Genomic DNA, 19,034 nt, shown 5'->3' with positions numbered 1-19,034 from the left:
GCGGGGGTGGCCCACATCGTTTGTTCCAATGGAAGACGATGGAACAAACACCAGAGTCTTTTTACGACGCAGTCGGCGGCGCCGCGACCTTCGACGCGATCGTGGCGCGCTTCTACGAGCAGGTCGCCGAGGACGAGATCCTGCGGCCGTTGTATCCGGAGGAGGATCTCACCGGCGCCGAGGAACGCCTACGGATGTTCCTGGAGCAGTACTGGGGTGGGCCGCGCACCTATTCGGACCGGCGCGGGCATCCCCGGTTGCGGATGCGGCACATGCCGTTCCGGATCACTCCGATCGAACGCGACGCGTGGTTGCGCTGCATGCACACCGCGGTCGCGTCCATCGATTCGCAGACCTTGGACGACGAGCACCGGCGCCAGTTGCTGCAGTACCTGGAGATGGCGGCCCACTCTTTGGTCAACTCCGCGTTCTGATGACGACTCAATGGTGGCGGTCCGCGGTGTTCTACCAGGTCTATCCCCGCTCGTTCGCCGACAGCAACGGTGACGGCGTCGGCGACCTCGATGGCCTGGCCGACCGTCTGGACTACCTGCGACAGCTCGGCGTGGACGGGATCTGGGTCAACCCGGTGACCGTGTCGCCGATGGCCGACCACGGTTACGACGTCGCCGACCCCCGCGACATCGACCCGCTGTTCGGCGGGATGGCCGCCTTCGAGCGGTTGATCGCCGCGGCGCATGCCCGCGGCATCAAAGTCACCATGGACGTGGTGCCCAACCACACCAGTTCGGCGCATCCGTGGTTTCAAGCGGCGCTGGCCGCCGGGCCCGGCAGCGAGGCTCGCGACCGGTATTTCTTCCGTGACGGGCGCGGTCCCGACGGATTGTTGCCGCCCAACAACTGGGAGTCGGTGTTCGGTGGGCCGGCCTGGACCCGGGTGGTCGAACCGGACGGCAACCCCGGGCAGTGGTATCTGCACTTGTTCGACACCGAACAGCCGGATTTGAACTGGGACAACCCGGAGATCTTCGACGACTTCGAAAAGACGCTGCGGTTCTGGCTGGAACGCGGCGTGGACGGCTTCCGCATCGACGTGGCGCACGGGATGGCCAAGCCCCAGGGGCTGCCGGACTGTCCGGACGTCCCCGAGGTGCTGCGGCACACCGACGACGACCCGCGCTTCAACCGGCCGAACGTGCACGCGATCCACCGCGACATCCGCGCGGTCATGGACGACTACCCCGAAGCGGTCACCGTCGGCGAGGTGTGGGTGCACGACAACGCGCAGTGGGCCGAGTACCTCCGCCCGGACGAACTGCACCTCGGCTTCAACTTCCGGCTCACCCGCACCGAGTTCGACGCCACCGAAATCCGTGACGCCATACAGAATTCGCTGGACGCGGCCGCACTGGAAAACGCCACCCCGACCTGGACGCTGTCCAATCACGACGTCGGCCGCGAGGTCACCCGGTACGGCGGCGGCCAACGGGGACTGCGCCGTGGGCGGGCCATGGCAATGCTGATGCTCGCCCTGCCCGGCGCGGTGTTCATCTACAACGGAGAAGAGCTCGGACTGCCGGACGTGGATCTGCCCGACGAGGTACTGCAGGATCCGACGTGGGAACGCTCCGGGCACACCGAGCGCGGCCGCGACCGCTGCCGGGTGCCGATGCCGTGGTCGGGCGACGCTCCCCCGTTCGGCTTCTCGGCGAATCCGGACACCTGGCTGCCGATGCCGGCGGACTGGGCCGGGCTCACCGTCGAAGAGCAGCTCCGTGACGACGAGTCGACGTTGTCATTTTTCCGTCGAGCGATCGAATTACGCAGGGCGCGTAACGGATTCGACGGTACCCAGATCGACTGGCTGCCGGGCCCCGAGGACGCCTTGGTGTTCGCCCGCCGCCGCGGGGAGCTGATCTGCGCACTCAATGCCGGCGACAGCCCGATTTCGTTGCCGCCCGGCGAAGTCATCCTCGCCAGCGCTCCGTTGACGGACGGCCGGTTGCCGGCGGACAGCGCGGCCTGGCTGGTCGGGTAGCCGTTTCGCAATTCGTCGCCCGTGCTCTATATGTGGTGCATGGCGCGCTACGAGTGGACAGTGATCGGAGCCGGCCCGGCGGGAATCGCGGGCGTCGGACGGCTCCTCGATTACGGGATAGCGCCGGAGCAGATCGCGTGGATAGACCCAGCATTCACCGCCGGTGACCTCGGTGGCAGATGGCGGTCGGTCTCGAGCAACACCATCGCCGGTACGTTTCTGGAATACCTGAACGGTTCGGACGCCTTCCGGTTCTCCGAGGCGCCCCCGTTGCCGCTGCGGGAAGTCGATCCCGAGGAGACGTGTGCCCTTGCGCTGGTTGCGGATCCGCTGCTGTGGGTCACCGGGCACCTGCGCGACCGGGTGGCGGCGTGTCAGACGACGGCGACCGCGCTGTATCTGGAGAACCGGCAGTGGCGGATCGAGACCGACGACGGCGAAATCGTTTCCGCCAACGTCATTCTGGCGGTCGGTGCGGTTCCGACCAAGCTCGACTACCCGCAGCTGAAAGAGATTCCGGTTCAGGTCGCCCTCGATCCAGAGCTGTTGGCGCAGGAGCCGTTGGAGGGTGCGACGGTGGCGGTGTTCGGCTCGTCGCACTCGTCGATGATCGCGTTGCCGCATCTGCTGCGTCATCCGGTGGCCAAGGTGATCAACTTCTACCGAAGTCCCCTCAAATACGCTGTGTACCTGGATGATTGGATTCTGTTCGACGACACCGGACTCAAGGGCCGCGCCGCCGAATGGGCCCGGGAGAACATCGACGGCGTCTACCCGGACCGCTTGGAGCGGTATTGGGTATGCAGTGCGGAATTCGACGAGAAGCTCGCCGAATGCGACCGCGTCGTCTACACAGTCGGGTTCCAGCGCCGCGAGCTTCCGGCCACGCCTCAGTGGGGGGTGCTGGATTACAACCCGCAGAACGGCATCATCGCTCCCGGACTGTTCGGGCTCGGCATCGCGTTCCCCGAATACGCCGAGGATCCCTACGGGTACGGGCAGTATCGGGTCGGGCTGAAGAAATTCATGGACTACCTCAACTCCGTGCTGCCGCTGTGGATGGTCTACCGCACCTGAGTTGGCGGGCCGACTTTTGCGCGAGCAGACGCAAAATCACCGTGGAGCGGACGCTCCACGGTGATTTTGCGTCTGCTCGCGAGGGGGAGGTACCCCCTGCTCGCGCGTCGGCGGTCGGTCAGCGTAGCGCCAGCGCGGCATGCGCGCGCCGCCTATACACCGACCCGAACCGGGCGTCGACGCGTAACCACGCGGCCGACGCCCGTACCCGGACCAGCTCTCCCTCGTCGATCGCATCAGCCGACTGCGGTAGGAAACCCATTGCGGTCAAGGCGAATACGCAACGCATCGGCAGTCCGACGACGACGTCACCGGAGCTGACTTCGATGACTTCCTGATCGAGCAGCGATACCGGCGGCCCGTGAGCGCTGCCGTGTTCCTTGGCCAACTGGGCGCCTTCGCGCGACAGGTCCAGGATCACCCGGGCCGGGATGTCGTCGAGGTGGGTGAACCCCGATTCCGGGGGCAATCCGCCCCGCCACGCCGAGTCCATCGCGAACCCAGGGTCCACGTACCCCGTCGCGTCCACGTTGGACAGGCCGCGGGCCAACGCGTCAGCGCCGACCGACATGTCGTCCGGCCGCAACCGGCCGGCTACCACGCGACTGGCCAGCACGTCGAAACCCGTTGCCACCCAAGCGGTGAGCAGCCCCTCGGACCGGACGCGGAGCCGCACGACCGCGGCGTCGTCCAGACGCAGTGCGTGCTCGACGAACGTGGTCAGATCCGCCCGGTGTGCCGGGTCATCCAGCCACAGACCGCGCTCGGCTGCTCCCCCTAGTCCCTGAGCCACCGCTGCAAGTACTCCCGATGATGAGGGGTCAGGCGCACCAGCCGCTGCTCCTCGATGTGCACCGCGGCCAGCTGCGACTCGGCGACGACGGCCGGCTTCGAGTCCGGATCGGCGTTGACCGACCGCACTTCGTATCCCAGCGTGAAGTCCACCGCCCTCAACCTCTTGGTCCAGATGGTCACCTGCAGCGGCGAATCGACCAGCCGCAGCTGATCCTTGTAGGTGACCCGAACGTCAGCGATCAGCAGGCCGATGGTGGTGATGTCGGCGCCGAACGGCTCGGAGAGAAACGGAACCCGCGACTCTTCCAGGATCGTGACCATGGTGGCGTGGTTGACGTGCTGGTACATGTCGATGTCCGACCAGCGCACCGGCACCGGCGCGACGTAACCGATACTCACCCTGACGACCCCCGTCCGCTGGTGCGGGTCATGCGACGGATCTGACGGGCCGCCACCGACAGCGTCGCGAGATCCTTGGCGCCGCTCTCCCGGATCTCGCTGAGCGTCCGGCGAGCCCGCTCCACCCGTGAGGCGCTGATGTGCTCCCACTCGGCGATCTTCTCCTCGCCGCTCTCGTCGGGCTCCCCGACCGCCAGCACGTCGAAACACAGCGACCGCAGCGAGGCATAGATGTCGTCCCGAATTGCCAAGCGCGCCAACGAATGCCAGCGATCCATCCGTGGCAGCTCGGACACCGCCGTCAACAACGAGTCGGTGCCCAGGTGGTCCATCAACGCGAAGTAGGTGTCGGCGACCTCGGCGGTCTCGATCTCGGTGATGTCGGCGATGTCGATGATGTCGAGCAGGCTGTAGCGGTACAGACCGGCCGCGACCCGGTAGGCCAGATCGGGCGGGGCGCCCAGGTCGGTGAATTCGGCGGCTTCCTTTTCGACGATGGCTTTGTCGTCGCCGCGCAGCCACTCCGACATGCGCGGCGTCAATGCCTTGACCTTGGCGGCGAACCGGTTGATCTCGGCGCCGACCGCCAGCGGCTGCGGACGATAGTTGAGCAACCACCGTCCGGCCCGGTCGACCAACCGACGGGTGTCCAGCGTCAAGCGGTCGGACAGCGCCACCGAAAGGTTCGCCGCGCGGATGCGCCGCCAGACGTGTCCCACGCCAAAGATGGCGTCGGTGGCGGCGTAGGTGCGCACCGCGTCGAGCGGGCTGACGCCCACGTCCTCGGTGATCCGGAAGGCGTAGGTGATACCCGCGGTGTCCACCAGGTCGTTGATCAGCATCGTGGTGACGATCTCCCGGCGCAGCTGGTGGCTGCGGATCTCCGGGGTGAACCGGTCACGCAGCGGCTTGGGGAAGTAGTACGGCAGCCGCGAGGCGAAAACATCCTGGTCGGGCAGTTCGGTGGTCAGCACCTCCTCCTTCAGCGCGAGCTTGACGTGCGCCATCAGCGTTGCCAGCTCGGGCGAGGTGAGCCCGATGCCCACCTCCGAGCGCCGCGTGATCTCCTTCTCCGACGGCAGCGCCTCCAGCTCGCGGTTGAGACCGCGCTCGGCCACCAGGTACCTGATCTGGTCGGCGTGCACCGGCAACAGGCTGGCCGCATTGGCCCGGCTGGTGCCCATCAGGTCGTTCTGGTCCTCGTTGTCGGTGAGCACCAGGTGCGCGACCTCGTCCGTCATCGACTCCAGCAGCTGGGTGCGCTCCTGGGGTTCGACCTTGCCCGCGGTGACCAGTGAGTCGATCAGGATCTTGATGTTGACCTCGTGGTCGGAGCAGTCCACGCCGGCGGAGTTGTCCATCGCGTCGGTGTTGATCCGGCCGCCCGACAGGTCGAACTCGACGCGGCCCAGCGCCGTCACCCCGAGGTTGCCGCCTTCACCAATCACCTTGGCGCGCAGCTGATTCGCGTTGACCCGCACCGGGTCGTTGGCGCGGTCGCCGACGTCGGAGTCCGATTCGGATTCGGCTTTGATGTAGGTGCCGATGCCGCCGTTGAACAGCAGGTCGACCGGGGCCTGCAGGATCGCGCGGATCAGGTTGGGTGGGGACATCTCGGTGGCTTCACCCTCGATGCCGAGGGCCGCACGCACCTGCGGGCTGACCGGGATCGTCTTCTGGTCGCGGACGTAGACGCCGCCGCCCTCGCTGATCAGCGACTTGTCGTAGTCGTCCCAGCTGGAGCGGGGCAGGTCGAACATCCTCGACCGCTCGGCCCACGAGGTAGCGGCATCGGGATCGGGGTCGAGGAACACGTGGCGGTGATCGAACGCGGCGATCAACCGGATGTGCTTGGAAAGCAGCATGCCGTTGCCGAACACGTCGCCGCTCATGTCGCCGACGCCGACGACGGTGAAGTCCTCGGTCTGGGTGTCGACGCCGATCTCGCGGAAGTGGCGCTTGACGGCTTCCCAGGCGCCGCGGGCGGTGATGCCCATCGCCTTGTGGTCGTAGCCGACCGATCCGCCGGAGGCGAACGCGTCGCCCAGCCAGAATCCGTAGGACTTGGCGACGTCGTTGGCGATGTCGGAGAAGGTGGCGGTGCCCTTGTCGGCGGCGACCACCAGGTAGGCGTCGTCGCCGTCGCGGCGCACCACGTCCGACGGCGGGTTCACCGCGCCGGTGCGCTGATCGACGTTGTCGGTGACGTCGAGCAGGCCGGAGATGAACAACTGGTAGCAGGCGACGCCCTCGGCGCGACTGGCGTCGCGGTCGGCCGCGGCCTCGCCGCTGGGTAGCGGCGGGCGCTTCACCACGAACCCACCCTTCGCGCCGACCGGCACGATGACGGCGTTCTTGACCGCTTGTGCCTTGACCAGGCCCAGAATCTCGGTGCGGAAGTCGTCCCGCCGGTCCGACCAGCGCAGCCCGCCACGCGCCACCGGCCCGAAGCGCAGGTGCACGCCCTCGACCCGGGGCGAGTAGACGAAGATCTCGTACTTGGGGCGGGGCAGCGGCAGCTCGTCGATCAACTGGGCATCGAGCTTGAGCGCCAACACATTACGGCTGCGAGCCGAACCCTCCCGGGTGACGAAGTAGTTGGTGCGCAGGGTGGCCTGCACCAGGGAGGCGAATGCGCGCAGGATCCGGTCGGTGTCCAGGCTCACCAATGCGTCGATGTCGGCGGCGACGGCCGCGGCGGCGGCCTGGGCGTCCCGGCCCGACGCTTGACTGGGGTCGAAGAGCGCCTCGAACAACGCCACCAATGATCTTGCGGTCGAGGCGTGTTCGTTGAGGACCGACTCGATGTAGGACTGGCTGTAGGGGAAGTTGGCCTGCCGCAGGTATTTGGCGTACGCCCGTACCAGCGCGACCTGCTGCCAGGTCAATCCGGCGCGCATGACCAGTTCGTTAAAGCGGTCGATTTCGACGCGGCCTTGCCAGATCGCGGTGACCGCGTCGGCGAACCGCTGCGCGGTCGCGTCCCGCTCGGCCTCGCTGGAGGCCTGCCGGATGGTCTGGTCGGGCGAGATCTTGAACTGGTAGATCCACACCGGCAGGCCGTCGCGACGGGTGACGGTGAACGGCCGCTCCTCGAGCACCACCACACCCATGCTCTGCAGCATCGGCAGCAGCTGGCTCAGCGAGGCGCTGCGCCCGCCCAGGAACCAGGTCAGCTGCGCCAAACCGGACTCGTCGCCGTCGGCCTCGGAGAACACGAGTCTGACTGTGTCGTCGGCCAATTCGTTGATGACGGCGATGTCCTCGATGGCGTGGGCCGGGGTGACCGTCTGCTTGTACGCCTCGGAGAAGGCGGACGCGTAATGCTCGGCGTCGGCGGATTCGACCGCGCTCTCCGGCAGCGCCGCGGCCGCGGCGATCAGCCGGTCGGACCAGGTGCGTGCGGCTTCGCTGAGCAAACCCTGGATGCGGGTGCGGTTCGCCTCGGAGATGTCCACCGGGGGTGCGCCGCGCTCCTCCCCGTCCTGGGGCAACCGCACCATGAAATGCATGAGGGCCCAGGGTGATTCGCTGACCCGGGCGGTGAATTCCAGCCGGGTGCCGCCGAATTCGCGGACCAGGATGTCCTCGATCTGCAACCGCACGGGCGTGGTGTAGCGGTCGCGGGGCACGTAAACCAGGCAGGAGACGAAGAATTGGAGTCGGTCTGCGCGCAGGAACAGCAGCGCGCGGCGTTGCGATCCGATGTCGACGACGGCTTTAGCCATGGTCAGCAGCCGGTGAGCGCTCAGGGTGAAAAGCTCGGGTCGCGGGATGGTCTGGATGACGTCGAGCAGCAACTGGCCCGGGTGGCTCGGGTCGCTACCGGCCAGAGTGAGCGCATCCCGGACCCGGTGCGAGATCATCGGGATCTCCAGCACGTCGGCGTTCATCGCGGCAACGGTGAACAGCCCGACGAAGCGGTGCTCGATCACGCCGTCGCCGACGTTCTCCCGGACGGCGATCGCGTACGGGTAGGCGCCATAACGCAGGTAGCTGCCGACGGCGGCCTGGGCCAGGACGATCAACTTGTCGTCGTCGGTGAGGCGGGGACGGGTGCCGCTGCGGGCGCGCAACACCCCCAGACCGCTGGATCCGTCACCGATGACCAGGCCGTCCTGCACGCGACACGGCTGATAGCCCAATAGCAAGAAGTTGCCGTCGTCCAGCCAGCGCAGCAGTTCGGCGACCTCATGCCGGTCGGATGCGGCGTAGTGACCCTCGGGGTCCTCGTCGACGGCCCCGGCCAGCTCGCCGAGGGTGGCGATCATCGCCGTCGCGTCGGAGGCGACCCGCTGGACGTCGGCGAGCACCTTGGGCAGCAGCCGTTCCACCTCGGCGAGGGCCTTGCGGTCCACGGACGGGGACAGCTGCACGTGGATCCAGGCCTCGCCGATATAGGGCGACTTGTCCTGAGATTTCGGTTGGACGCGCAGCAGTTCCCCGGCCGGGTTGCGCTGCACCTCGAACACCGGGGTCATGATCGCGGTGTAGAAGACGCCCAGTCGGTGCAGCAGTACCGTCACCGAATCCATCAGCATGCTGCCGTGTTCGGTCACCACCTGCAGCGCGGGTCCGAATCCGGCCGGGTCGTCGACGGGATAGACCGCGACGCTGCTCTCCCCCGCCCGGCGGTGTCGGGCGAGCCGATACTGGGCCGCCAGCAGCGCCGGTGTCACCGACGACGGCGAACCGCCTTGGGAGCCGTCGTCCTGCGATGCCCGATAGCTGTCCGTGTAGGCCTTGGCTACCCAGTCAGGGACGTCATCGCTCTGCGTGAACGAGGTCCACGCCGCGACTTGCTCTTTGGCTCCGGGATCGATCGTCATTCCGATTGCTCCCCACTCGCGGCGGATCCATCTGAGGTGGCAGAGCTGACACTAGTCCCGTGTCAGCTTGCGGTGGGTCACCCTGTGCGGACGCGCCGCCTCAGCGCCCAACCGCTCCACCTTGTTCTCCTCGTACGCGCCAAAGTTGCCCTCGAACCAGAACCACTTCGCCTCATTGTCGGAGTCACCTTCCCAGGCCAGGATGTGCGTGCAGGTCCGGTCGAGGAACCAGCGGTCGTGGGAGATCACCACCGCACATCCCGGGAAATTCACCAGCGCGTTCTCCAGGGAACTCAGCGTCTCGACGTCCAGGTCGTTGGTCGGCTCGTCGAGCAGGATCAGGTTGCCGCCCTGTTTGAGCGTCAGCGCCAGATTCAGCCGGTTGCGTTCCCCACCGGACAGCACGCCGGCTGGTTTCTGTTGGTCGGGGCCCTTGAACCCGAATGCCGACACGTAGGCCCGCGACGGCACCTCGCTCTGGCCGACCTCGATGTAGTCCAGCCCGTCGGACACCACTTCCCACACCGTCTTCTTCGGGTCGATGCCGGCGCGGGTCTGGTCGACGTAGCTCAGCTTGACGGTCTCGCCGACCTTGACGGTGCCGCTGTCTGGTTCTTCCAGGCCCACGATGGTCTTGAAAAGCGTGGTCTTGCCGACCCCGTTGGGGCCGATGACTCCGACGATGCCGTTGCGCGGCAGGGTGAAGGACAGATCCTTGATCAGCGTGCGGCCTTCGAAGCCCTTGTCGAGGTGGTCGACTTCGACCACGACGGAGCCCAGCCGCGGCCCGACCGGGATCTGGATCTCCTCGAAGTCGAGCTTGCGGGTCTTCTCCGCCTCGGCGGCCATCTCCTCGTAGCGCTGCAGCCGCGCCTTGCTCTTGGCCTGGCGGGCTTTGGCGCCGGAGCGAACCCAGGCCAACTCCTCCTGCAGCCGCTTCTGCAGCTTGGCGTCCTTGCGGCCCTGCACCGCGATCCGCTCGGCCTTCTTCTCCAGGTAGGTCGAGTAATTGCCTTCGTAGGGGTAGGCGCGACCGCGGTCGAGTTCCAGGATCCATTCGGCGACGTTGTCCAGGAAGTAACGGTCGTGGGTGACCGCCAGGATCGCCCCGGCGTAGCTGGCCAGGTGCTGCTCGAGCCACTGCACGCTTTCGGCGTCCAGATGGTTGGTCGGCTCGTCGAGCAGCAGCAGGTCGGGCTTGGACAACAGCAACTTGCACAGCGCGACGCGGCGACGCTCACCGCCGGACAGGTTGGTGACCGGTTCGTCCGGCGGCGGACAGCGCAGCGCGTCCATGGCCTGTTCCAGCTGGGAGTCGAGATCCCAGGCGTCGGCGTGGTCCAGGTCCTCCTGCAGCCGGCCCATCTCCTCCATCAACTCGTCGGAGTAGTCGGTGGCCATCAGCTCGGCGACCTCGTTGAAGCGGTCGAGCTTGACCTTGATCTCGCCCAGCCCCTCTTCGACGTTGCCGCGGACGGTCTTGTCCTCGTTCAGCGGCGGCTCCTGCAACAGGATGCCGACGGTCGCGTTGTTGGCCAGGAAGGCGTCACCGTTGTTCGGCTTGTCCAATCCGGCCATGATCCGCAAGACGCTCGACTTTCCGGCCCCGTTGGGGCCGACGACGCCGATCTTGGCGCCGGGGTAAAAGCTCAACGTGACGTCGTCGAGGATGACCTTGTCGCCGTGCGCCTTGCGGACCTTCTTCATCGTGTAGATGAACTCAGCCATGCCGCGGTGTTGCCTTTCTGGTCTGCAGGAAGTTCTCCGTGAAATATCCGCGGACCATCCTATGCACCGCGAGCGAACGCTAGGCCGACAGTGGCAACGGAGTGCGCCCGGCCTCGACGTCGGCCGGCGGCTCCGCGTTCTCGGTTTCCGCGACGACTTCGGTCGGAGCCTCGGTTGGCGCCGGACCGGTGTAACTGGGCCTCTCGATGCGCACGATCGAGCGCGCCAGATCCGGGCCCACCGCCGTCGCACGCATCTCGGTGGAGGAACGGCGATTGCCCTCTTTGTCCTCGTACTCGCTGGTGTAGAGGTGACCGACCACGATCACCGGGGCGCCCTTGGCCAGCGCGGCACCGACACCGGTGACCAGCCGGCCCCAGCAGTTGACGGTGACGAACAGCGAGTTCCCCGGCTCCCACGCGCCGTCGGCGGTCCGTCGGCGCGAATTGCTCGCCACCCGGAACTTGATGAACTCCTCGTTGCCTGCTCGCCGGCGGACCGGCTCGTTGACGATGTGACCGACGATGGTCAGCGTTGTCTCGAACATTGCTCGACATCCCTCCATGTGCATTCCGTGTTCTGGCGACTGGTTGGTCGCATCCGTGCTGAAGACCATTCAGCTCGCTGCCACCGACGAAATCGCGCCGACGGACACGGGGACTGCGTCAGGCTGTGGAGAAAGTCGCGACTGTGGACAACTTCCCTAGGCGGTGTCTCGCTGCGCTGCCAGCCGCTGCTGCCGGGCCTTGACTTCCCGCTCGACGAACCGGGCGCGAGCGATCTGCCCCACGTAGCTGAAGTCCCGAAGGATGTTGCGCAATTCGCGCCGGAACGCTTCGCGCCGTTCTGTCAGGTCTGGCCCGCGCGCGATCAGACCCTGGTCGGCGACGACTTGGCGGGCCGTGGCGAACAACAGCGTCGACACCGACTCGCTGCTGCGCACCCGTCCCTGCGCCACATACTGCCGACCCACTCCCAGCGCCAGGTCCGTCAGTTCCTGCGCGCCGATGTCGGCCGGGGCGTCGCGCAAGACGTCGGCGACGATCTCGTAGGCCTCGAAGAACACCCGCAGCATCGCGTCCGACATCAGCGGCCGCTTGGCATAGAGGATCTTCTCGATCTTCTCACCGCCCGCCGCGACGTGCGCCTCCCAATCCTGGTGCCAGGCAAGCTCTTCGGCGATGTTGTCGCGGAAGGCAGCCGAATCGGCGAAATAGAAATCGAACTTCAACAGGTCGCGCAACCGCATCGCCTGCGCCCAAAACGCCTCCACCCGATCGCCGTCGGTGTGCCGGGCGTGCGCAAGCGCCAGTTCGACGATCGAAGTCTCCAGGAAAGCGTGGATCACCGAGTTGCGGTAGAAAGCGCCGGCGTGCTCGTCCTCGGGTGCGATGTACCACACCGGTTCCCGGCCGCTGTCGATGCGAGTCACCGGGTGCCGGTTGGACAACGCGTCGACGGCGGCGCGCACACCGTCGCGCGAACGCAGCCGCAGCGCACTGGTGGAGACCGGCGTCTGCTTGCGGTCCAGGTAGTCCAGCGAGTCCTGCAAGGTGTGGTGCAACTGATCCAGCGTGAGCGCCAAACCCCGGGTGGTCAGCAGCAAGGCCGACACCAGGCCGGTCGCGGTCACCGGAGTGGACTGCAAGATCCGCCAGGCCACCTCAAACGACATCTTCTGCAGCGCAAGACGTTTGGCCGACTCGTCATGGGCCATCGGGCCGTGCGGCTCGCCGAGATACTGCCGCATCGACACCGCTTCGGGGAAGCGGACGTAGATCTTGCCGTAGTTGCGCTCGCCCTGCGCCTTGATGAAGTTGTACAGCCAGCTGAAACCTTCAGGCGTCTTCTCCGCGCCCTGGGCGTAGGCCGCGTATTCGGCGATCTCGTGAAGTTGATCGAAACAGATCGAGACGCCTTGCAACAAGATGTCGTCGCTGCGTCCATCCAGGTAGGCATCGGCCACATAACTCATCAGACCGAGCTTGGGCGGCAACATCTTTCCAGTGCGGGAGCGGGTGCCCTCGATGGACCAGCTGAGGTTGAACCGCTTCTCGACGATGTAGCCCACGTACTCCTTGAGCACATACTTGTAGAGCTTGTTGTCGCCGATGTTGCGCCGGATGAAGATCGTGCCCGAGCGGCGCATCAACGGCCCCATCACACCGAAGGACAGGTTGATGCCACCGAACATGTGGACCGGCGGTAATCGGTTGTCCTGCATCGCTACCGGCACCACCACGCCGTCGATATAGGACCGGTGCGAGAACAGCAGCACCGCCGGATGGGCTTCCAGCGCGGCACGCATGGCCGCGACCTGGTACTCGTCGTAGTCGAACTCGGGGTCGAATCCTCGACTGAGCAACCGGCCCAGCACCGAGATCACGTCTACCGATGCCTGGCTCCATCCGGTCGCCAGTTCGTCGAGCATCTTGCCGGCTTCCTCGACCGTAGCGCCGGGGATCGCCTCGAGTCCGGCGCGAAAGCGCGCTGACGCCAACATCTCCGGCTTCACCAGCCGAGGCGACTTGTATTGCGGCCCCAGAATCCGGTACTCGGCGCGGGCCAGTGCCAATACCGCGCGTCGGGCGACGAACTGCGCGAATCCTTCGGAGCTCTCGGCGACAGTGGTTTCGTGCCACTGCTGGCGAAGTGCGGACACCCTGGCCGACTCGCCGGCCACCACACGCGCGCGCCACGGCTCGGTCCGCAAGATGCGTCGCTGCTGACGTTGGTTGGGATGGTAGGGATCTCGGCCCGGCAGCAGTGCCGTCACCTTGGCAATCCGGCCGCGGTCGGCGGCCGGCAACCAGAACACCCGCACCGGCACGATCGACCGGTCATCCCCAGATTCGAGCTTTTCTACCAGTGCACCCAATGCCGACGGCTGAGCGTTGTCCGGAGGCAACTGCAGCACGTCGAAGTCGGTCTCCGGACAGCGGTCCCGCTGCTGGCCCAGCCAGTCCATGACCAGCTGCGTCTCGACCGGCGTATCCATCGATGCGAGCACCAATGCGTCTTCGGCGGTCAGGACTGCGCTGGTGTCGGCGGCCGGTTTGGTCACGGCAGTCCTCAGATGGAATCCGACGAGTCGTTGACGGCGTCAGCCTGACCGGAGTCCGACTGTTGTGTCGCAACACCTTTGAGGTCGACTGTGGATTCGTGCACGGTGATATCGGGTGTTGCTCTCGGAACCGGTGCGCGTTTGGCAGGTGCCTTTTTCGCGGACGTTTTCTTCGGCGAGGCCTTCTTTGGCGAGGCCTTCTTGGCGGCAGCCTTTTTCACCGCGGCCTTTTCCGCCGAAGCCTTCTCGGCGGGAGCCTTCTTCACCGGCGCTTTTTTGGCCGGTGCTTTCTTGGCGGGAGCTTTCTTGGCGGGCGCCTTTTTGGCGGGAGCTTTCTTGGCGGGAGCCTTCTTCGCCGCCTTCTTGACCGCAGGCGGCGCAGCCTTCTTCGTCGGCTTGCTGTACAAGTCGGGTACGGGCAACTCGTCGACGGGCCAGTCCGCCAGCGTGTCGAGGTAAAGCTGCCGGATTTCGGCGATTCGGTCGGGCAGCGTGTCCAGAGTCCAGTCGTCGACCGGGATCGGCGGAAAGACCGCGACGTCCACCTTGCCTGGATTGATCACCGAGGAGTTTCGCGACGCGACGAACTCCGCATTGCGAATGACGATGGGGACGATCGGAATCCCCACCTTCATCGCGATGCGGAACGGTCCCTTCTTGAAGGGTCCGACCTCGGTGGTGTCCAGTCGGGTGCCCTCGGGCGCCATCAGGATCGAGAGTCCGTTCCTGGCACGGTCTTCCACCGTCTGCAATGTCTCAATCGCCGCGGCGGAGTCGTCGCGGTCGATGAAGACTCCGTCCAGCAGCTTGCCCAACGGCCCCATGATCGGGTCTTTTTCGAGTTCCTTCTTGGCCACCGCGACCCAGTTGTCGCGGATCAGCGCACCCGAGATGATCGGGTCAACCTGGTTGCGGTGATTGAAGATAAAGACTGCGGGACGTTGGGCGGTGAGGTTCTCTCTACCGATCACATTGACGTGCACTCCGGTGGCCGTGAGGACCGCCTGGGAGAAGTTGGAGGTGAAGAAGTTGACACCCCGCCGTCGGTTCCGGGTCAGCAAACCCAACCCGAAGGCCCCCGCGGCGACGGGAACCATTGAACCGAAGCCGGCGAGCGTGCGGATTTGCCGCCGCAGACCCACACCTCCGCGACTGTCGAATTTCAGGATCGGCCACCCGCGCCGCTTGGCCACCGCGGCCATCTTGCCCTCGGGGTTGGTGGGTCGCGGATTGCCGACCAGATACATCAGCGCGACGTCCTCGTCACCGTCGGCGTAGAAGTAACTGTCCTTCAGATCGATATCGTGCTCGGCGGCAAAGCGTTGCACCGCAGCGGCTTTGCCCGGCCCCCACAGGATCGGCTTGATCACCCCGCCGGTGAGCAACCCGTCGTCGTTGGTCTCGAACTTGTTGGTCAGCGTGTTAGTGATACCCAGGAACCGGGCGACCGGATTGACCTGGATGGTCAGCGCCGACGAACTCAGCACCACGGTGTGGCCGCGGGTCACGTGGGCGCGGACCAATTCCCGCATCTCCGGGTAGATCCGGGACTCGATGCGCTGGTTGAACAGGCGCTCGCCGACTTCGTCCAGATCCGTCAGCAGCCGTCCGGCCAGCGCCATGGAGGCCCGGCTGATCAGCTCTTCGAACTCGATGCGACCCAGGCTGTGGTTCAACGCCCCCTGCACCATGCTCAGCAGCTCGCCCACGCCCATGTCGCGGCGACGCAACCGCTCCTGGGTGAGGATGACGGCCGTGAACCCGGCCACCAACGTGCCGTCGAGGTCGAAGAACGCGCCGACTTTCGGCCCGGATGGGCTGGCCATGATCTCGGCCACCGATCCGGGCAGCCGCAGATCCTTGGAACGTCCCTCGTCCTTCTCGTCCGCGGCGCTCACGACGACACCGCCTGCTGCGCTTCGAACGACGCGGCGACCGCGCGCGGGGCCGGATCACCGGCCAGCGCAAGGATTTCGTCGAATGCCTCGAGCAGGCACTGAGCGAACAGGTCGTCTTTTTGCACCGAGGCCCGGTCGTAGCGCACGGTGATGGTGCACCAGCCGCCCCGCGAGATCAGTACCACCATCATCGCCACGCCGGGCAGTGGTCCAATGCCGTACTGCCGCAACACTTTCGCGCCGGCGATGTAGGTATCGCCGGGATAGACGGGCACATTGCTGGCCTGTACGTCCGATCCGATCACCGAGCCGGTGATACCTTCCAGCACCGCGGTGGGCAGCACGCTGAGCACCGGCGCGATGGATCCCACGATGTTCATCGCAGGTTCGTCACGACGCTGGGTCATCTGCGCGCGGATCTTCTTGACCCGAGCCACCGGGTCGGCGGTGCCCACCGGCGCCGCGAGATTGACGCCGGTGAAGTTGTTGCCGCCGGCAGCGTCGCCGGCGGCCCGCAGGTTCACCGGCACTGCCATCGGCAACGTACTGACCGGCACCCCGAGCGCTTCGTGGTAACGCCCCAGTGCGCCACACAGACCCGCCAGATAGGCGTCGTTGATGGAACCGCCGGCGGCCTTCGCGGCTTTGTGCAGGTCGGCAAGCCGGATGTCGATGGACTCGGTGCGGGTGGTCAGGCTGCGCCGGCGCAGCAACGGCGACGGTTCGGCGGCGCGGTTCAACACCCGCGCCCCCGACACCGCGTAGCCCACCACCCCCGACACCGTCGACAACGGATCCATGACCGCTCGACCGGCCGCCGAAACCGCGCCGGACAACGCGCCCAGCGCACCGCCGACAATCGCGATGGGCAGGTGGTTAATCCCTTGGCGCATCAGGTCGTTCGGGGACAGGTCCTCCGGCACCGGTTGCGGTGGCATCGGCCGTGGCGGCGGGTCGCGCTCCAAGTCGTAGATCTCGGCGAACATCTCGACGCTGCCGACACCGTCGGTGACCGCATGGCTCAGGTGCAGCAGGGTCGCTGCGGTGCCGTCGGCCAGACCCTCGACCAGGGTGGCCGTCCACAGCGGACGCGAGATGTCCAGCGGCGATTGCAGCATCACCTCGGCGAGGTCCAGGATTTCGCGCAACGTCCCGGGTTGGGAGACCCGAACCCGGCGCACATGGAAGTCCAGGTTGAAGTCGGGGTCGACGACCCAGCGCGGCGCAGCCGTCGGCAACGTCGGCACAACGACCTTCTGCCGCAGCCGCAACACCTTTCGGGAGGCGGTCTCGAAACGGGACCTGAATCGGTCCCAGTCCGGCGTGCTGTCCAGCAGCTCCAGCGCCATGATTCCCGACCGGGTTCGCGGGTTCGCCTCCCCACGGTGCATCAGATAGTCGACGGGCCCGAGCTCCTCGGACAACCCGACCGCGCCGGCGGATTCAGTCATGGTCACGATCCCCCGCGAGCCGGAATTCTCGACACCTCACCGCTGATCGAACCTCCTGCTGTCACCCGCCACCGACGCAAACACAACGCTAGTCCGGTTGACGCGGCGGTGAAAGTGAGGTTGCACGCGCGCAAGCCGGCCGGAAGCAGTGAACTGCGAAGTCCGAGGGGTCAGCTGGCCGAATTCGCCGACAACGCCAGCGAATCCAGCAGCGAGCTCTCCCGTCGCCCATAGACGACGCCGAGAAAATCGGCGACGGCGTTGGCAGCCAGCCGGGAGCGGACCGTCGGGGTGATGTCGAATGCGTGGTGGGCGTTGCTCAGCTCGGCGTAGGACACCGTGGCCGCGCCGGCCTGACGCAACGCCGCGCAGAACGCACGTGCCTGGCCACTGGGGACCAGCTCGTCCTTGTCACCGTGCATGACGAAGAACGGCGGGGCTTCGCTGTGGACGTAGGAGATCGGCGAAGCCGCCGCGAACCGTTCCGGCTCGTCGGCGAAGCGGGCCTTCATCACGAACTGTTCGAGGAACGGCAGCATCAGGTCGTGCATGTTGTCGAAGTCGGTGAAGTCGTAGACGCCGTAGTAGGGCGCCACCGCCTGAACGGTGGTGTCGGCGCGCTCGAAGCCGGGCTGAAACGTCGGGTCGTTGGGGGTGAGTGCGGCCAGCGAAGCCAGGTGGCCGCCGGCCGAGCCGCCGGTGATCGCGATGAAGTCCGAGTCGCCACCGTAGTCGCCGATGTTCTCGCGCACCCAGGCGATCGCTCGCTTGACGTCGACGATGTGCGCCGGGAATTTGGCGCGCGGGCTCTTGCTGTAGTTGATCGAGACGCAGATCCAGCCCAGTTCGACCATCCGACTCATCAAGGTGTAGGCCTGCGGCCGCTTGCCGTTGACGCTCCACGCCCCGCCGGGGACCTGGATCAACACCGGAGCGCGGTGGCCCGGCGCCAGGTCGGGACGACGCCAGATGTCGAGCAGATGCTCGGTACCGCCGGGTCCGTAGGAGATGTTGGAGGTCTTGGCCGCGTAACGGCGGTGGGGGCCGGGCCTGGGCAGCAAACCGCGACGCGACAACAGCGCCTGATTTGTGGTCGGGTGATACACCAGGTCGCGGAAGTCCGTTCCGAAGGAGTGCTCCAGCGCGGCGGTCAGTGCCTCGCCGGCGCGTTGCGCGGCCCACGCGGAACCAACCCGGTTGAACGAGGTGGGTGCAACCCGGGACAACGCGTGCCCGGTCACCACGTGAGGCGGAAATTCGGTGGCCAGCCAGCCGGCCACCCAGCCGACGGCGAATGGGGATCCGCGGAGTAACAGGGCACCGGCCCGGTAGGTGTCCTTAGCGCCAGCCGCCAGCTGCGCGCCCTGTCGCAACGCCTCGTTGCTCACCTGGGAGCACCGCGAAGTCACACTGGCCAAGCACATAACCAAGCCCACCCCTCGACGTCAGGCACACGCCTCGTTGCGGTTAACGACCGATTACCGGCCGATGTTGTACGTGTGTCGAGGCTCACACCATAACCGATTCCTAGCTGCTTTAAACATCTTTCGGGAAGGTTGTGTCGCCTGTGCCGCTTGCTTTTTCGCGATTCGATAGACTGACCTGCGCATTGCCTCCGTAGCTCAGGTGGATAGAGCAAGGGCCTTCTAATCCCTAGGTCGCACGTTCGAGTCGTGCCGGGGGCGCCGGGGAAGACCAGTACGAATATGAAACTGCGCCCTACCGTATGAGGCTGACGCGGGAACCGTCGTCAAGCGGCCGCTTCCGAACTCCGCACATGTCAGCGCCTCGCCG

Annotated in this window: 12 protein-coding genes and 1 tRNA gene; 4 read left to right on the top strand and 9 right to left on the bottom strand. The window is 66.3% G+C overall.

Translation table 11 applies throughout. From position 1 onward, the window contains the following. The first annotated feature begins 38 nt into the window (after window positions 1-38). Genes AC5Y46_RS17235 through AC5Y46_RS17225 form a run of 3 tightly spaced genes read left to right on the top strand, consistent with a single transcriptional unit; the run spans window position 39 to window position 3,076 of the window. A complete protein-coding gene (locus AC5Y46_RS17235; RefSeq protein WP_499946479.1) occupies window positions 39-434 on the top strand; it encodes a globin in 396 nt (131 codons plus the stop codon). Next, window positions 434-1,999, top strand: a complete 1,566-nt coding sequence (locus AC5Y46_RS17230) for a glycoside hydrolase family 13 protein (RefSeq protein WP_499946480.1) — start codon at window positions 434-436, stop codon at window positions 1,997-1,999. Before AC5Y46_RS17235 ends, AC5Y46_RS17230 begins: the two co-directional genes overlap by 1 nt. Before the next feature lie 60 nt (window positions 2,000-2,059). Beyond that, window positions 2,060-3,076 carry a pyridine nucleotide-disulfide oxidoreductase gene (locus AC5Y46_RS17225; RefSeq protein WP_499946482.1) on the top strand — a complete coding sequence of 339 codons (1,017 nt, stop codon included), beginning with the start codon at window positions 2,060-2,062 and terminating at the stop codon, window positions 3,074-3,076. A 118-nt stretch (window positions 3,077-3,194) separates the two neighbouring features. Here AC5Y46_RS17225 and AC5Y46_RS17220 read toward each other — a convergent pair whose 3' ends face one another. The 9 genes from AC5Y46_RS17220 to lipQ all read right to left on the bottom strand — a co-directional run bounded on the left by AC5Y46_RS17220 (window position 3,195) and on the right by lipQ (window position 18,664). Then, on the bottom strand, window positions 3,195-3,869 hold the full coding sequence (locus tag AC5Y46_RS17220; protein WP_499992360.1) for a DUF8010 domain-containing protein: 675 nt from the start codon (window positions 3,867-3,869) through the stop codon (window positions 3,195-3,197). Beyond that, window positions 3,854-4,270, bottom strand: coding sequence for an acyl-CoA thioesterase (locus AC5Y46_RS17215; RefSeq protein ID WP_499946841.1), 417 nt, complete (start codon window positions 4,268-4,270; stop codon window positions 3,854-3,856). The genes AC5Y46_RS17220 and AC5Y46_RS17215 overlap by 16 nt, the downstream gene beginning before the upstream one ends. After that, on the bottom strand, window positions 4,267-9,099 hold the full coding sequence (locus AC5Y46_RS17210; protein WP_499992359.1) for an NAD-glutamate dehydrogenase: 4,833 nt from the start codon (window positions 9,097-9,099) through the stop codon (window positions 4,267-4,269). Before AC5Y46_RS17210 ends, AC5Y46_RS17215 begins: the two co-directional genes overlap by 4 nt. 51 nt (window positions 9,100-9,150) lie before the next feature. Beyond that, complete coding sequence (ettA, locus tag AC5Y46_RS17205) at window positions 9,151-10,827, bottom strand: energy-dependent translational throttle protein EttA (protein WP_499946839.1); 1,677 nt, start codon at window positions 10,825-10,827, stop codon at window positions 9,151-9,153. A 79-nt stretch (window positions 10,828-10,906) separates the two neighbouring features. Then, window positions 10,907-11,374, bottom strand: a complete 468-nt coding sequence (locus AC5Y46_RS17200; RefSeq protein WP_499946838.1) for a single-stranded DNA-binding protein — start codon at window positions 11,372-11,374, stop codon at window positions 10,907-10,909. 156 nt (window positions 11,375-11,530) lie between these two features. Continuing rightward, window positions 11,531-13,891 (bottom strand): glycerol-3-phosphate 1-O-acyltransferase, encoded by a 2,361-nt coding sequence (locus AC5Y46_RS17195; RefSeq protein ID WP_499992358.1) that lies wholly within the window; start codon window positions 13,889-13,891, stop codon window positions 11,531-11,533. 8 nt (window positions 13,892-13,899) lie between these two features. Then, the gene (locus tag AC5Y46_RS17190) at window positions 13,900-15,789 is read right to left on the bottom strand and encodes an HAD-IB family hydrolase (RefSeq protein ID WP_499992357.1); all 1,890 of its coding nucleotides are present in this window, start codon (window positions 15,787-15,789) and stop codon (window positions 13,900-13,902) included. Beyond that, window positions 15,786-17,240 carry a WS/DGAT/MGAT family O-acyltransferase gene (locus AC5Y46_RS17185; RefSeq protein ID WP_499992356.1) on the bottom strand — a complete coding sequence of 485 codons (1,455 nt, stop codon included), beginning with the start codon at window positions 17,238-17,240 and terminating at the stop codon, window positions 15,786-15,788. The genes AC5Y46_RS17190 and AC5Y46_RS17185 overlap by 4 nt, the downstream gene beginning before the upstream one ends. A gap of 170 nt (window positions 17,241-17,410) precedes the next feature. After that, window positions 17,411-18,664, bottom strand: coding sequence for an esterase LipQ (lipQ, locus tag AC5Y46_RS17180; protein ID WP_499992355.1), 1,254 nt, complete (start codon window positions 18,662-18,664; stop codon window positions 17,411-17,413). Window positions 18,665-18,851: 187 nt separating this feature from the next. Here lipQ and AC5Y46_RS17175 point away from each other — a divergent pair. After that, window positions 18,852-18,925 (top strand) — tRNA-Arg (locus tag AC5Y46_RS17175). Window positions 18,926-19,034 lie beyond the last annotated feature (109 nt).

The organism is Mycobacterium sp. NGS59, from assembly GCF_059812345.1.
Note: the sequence above shows the minus strand (reverse complement) of the source record. Positions and strands in the feature narration are given on the sequence as shown.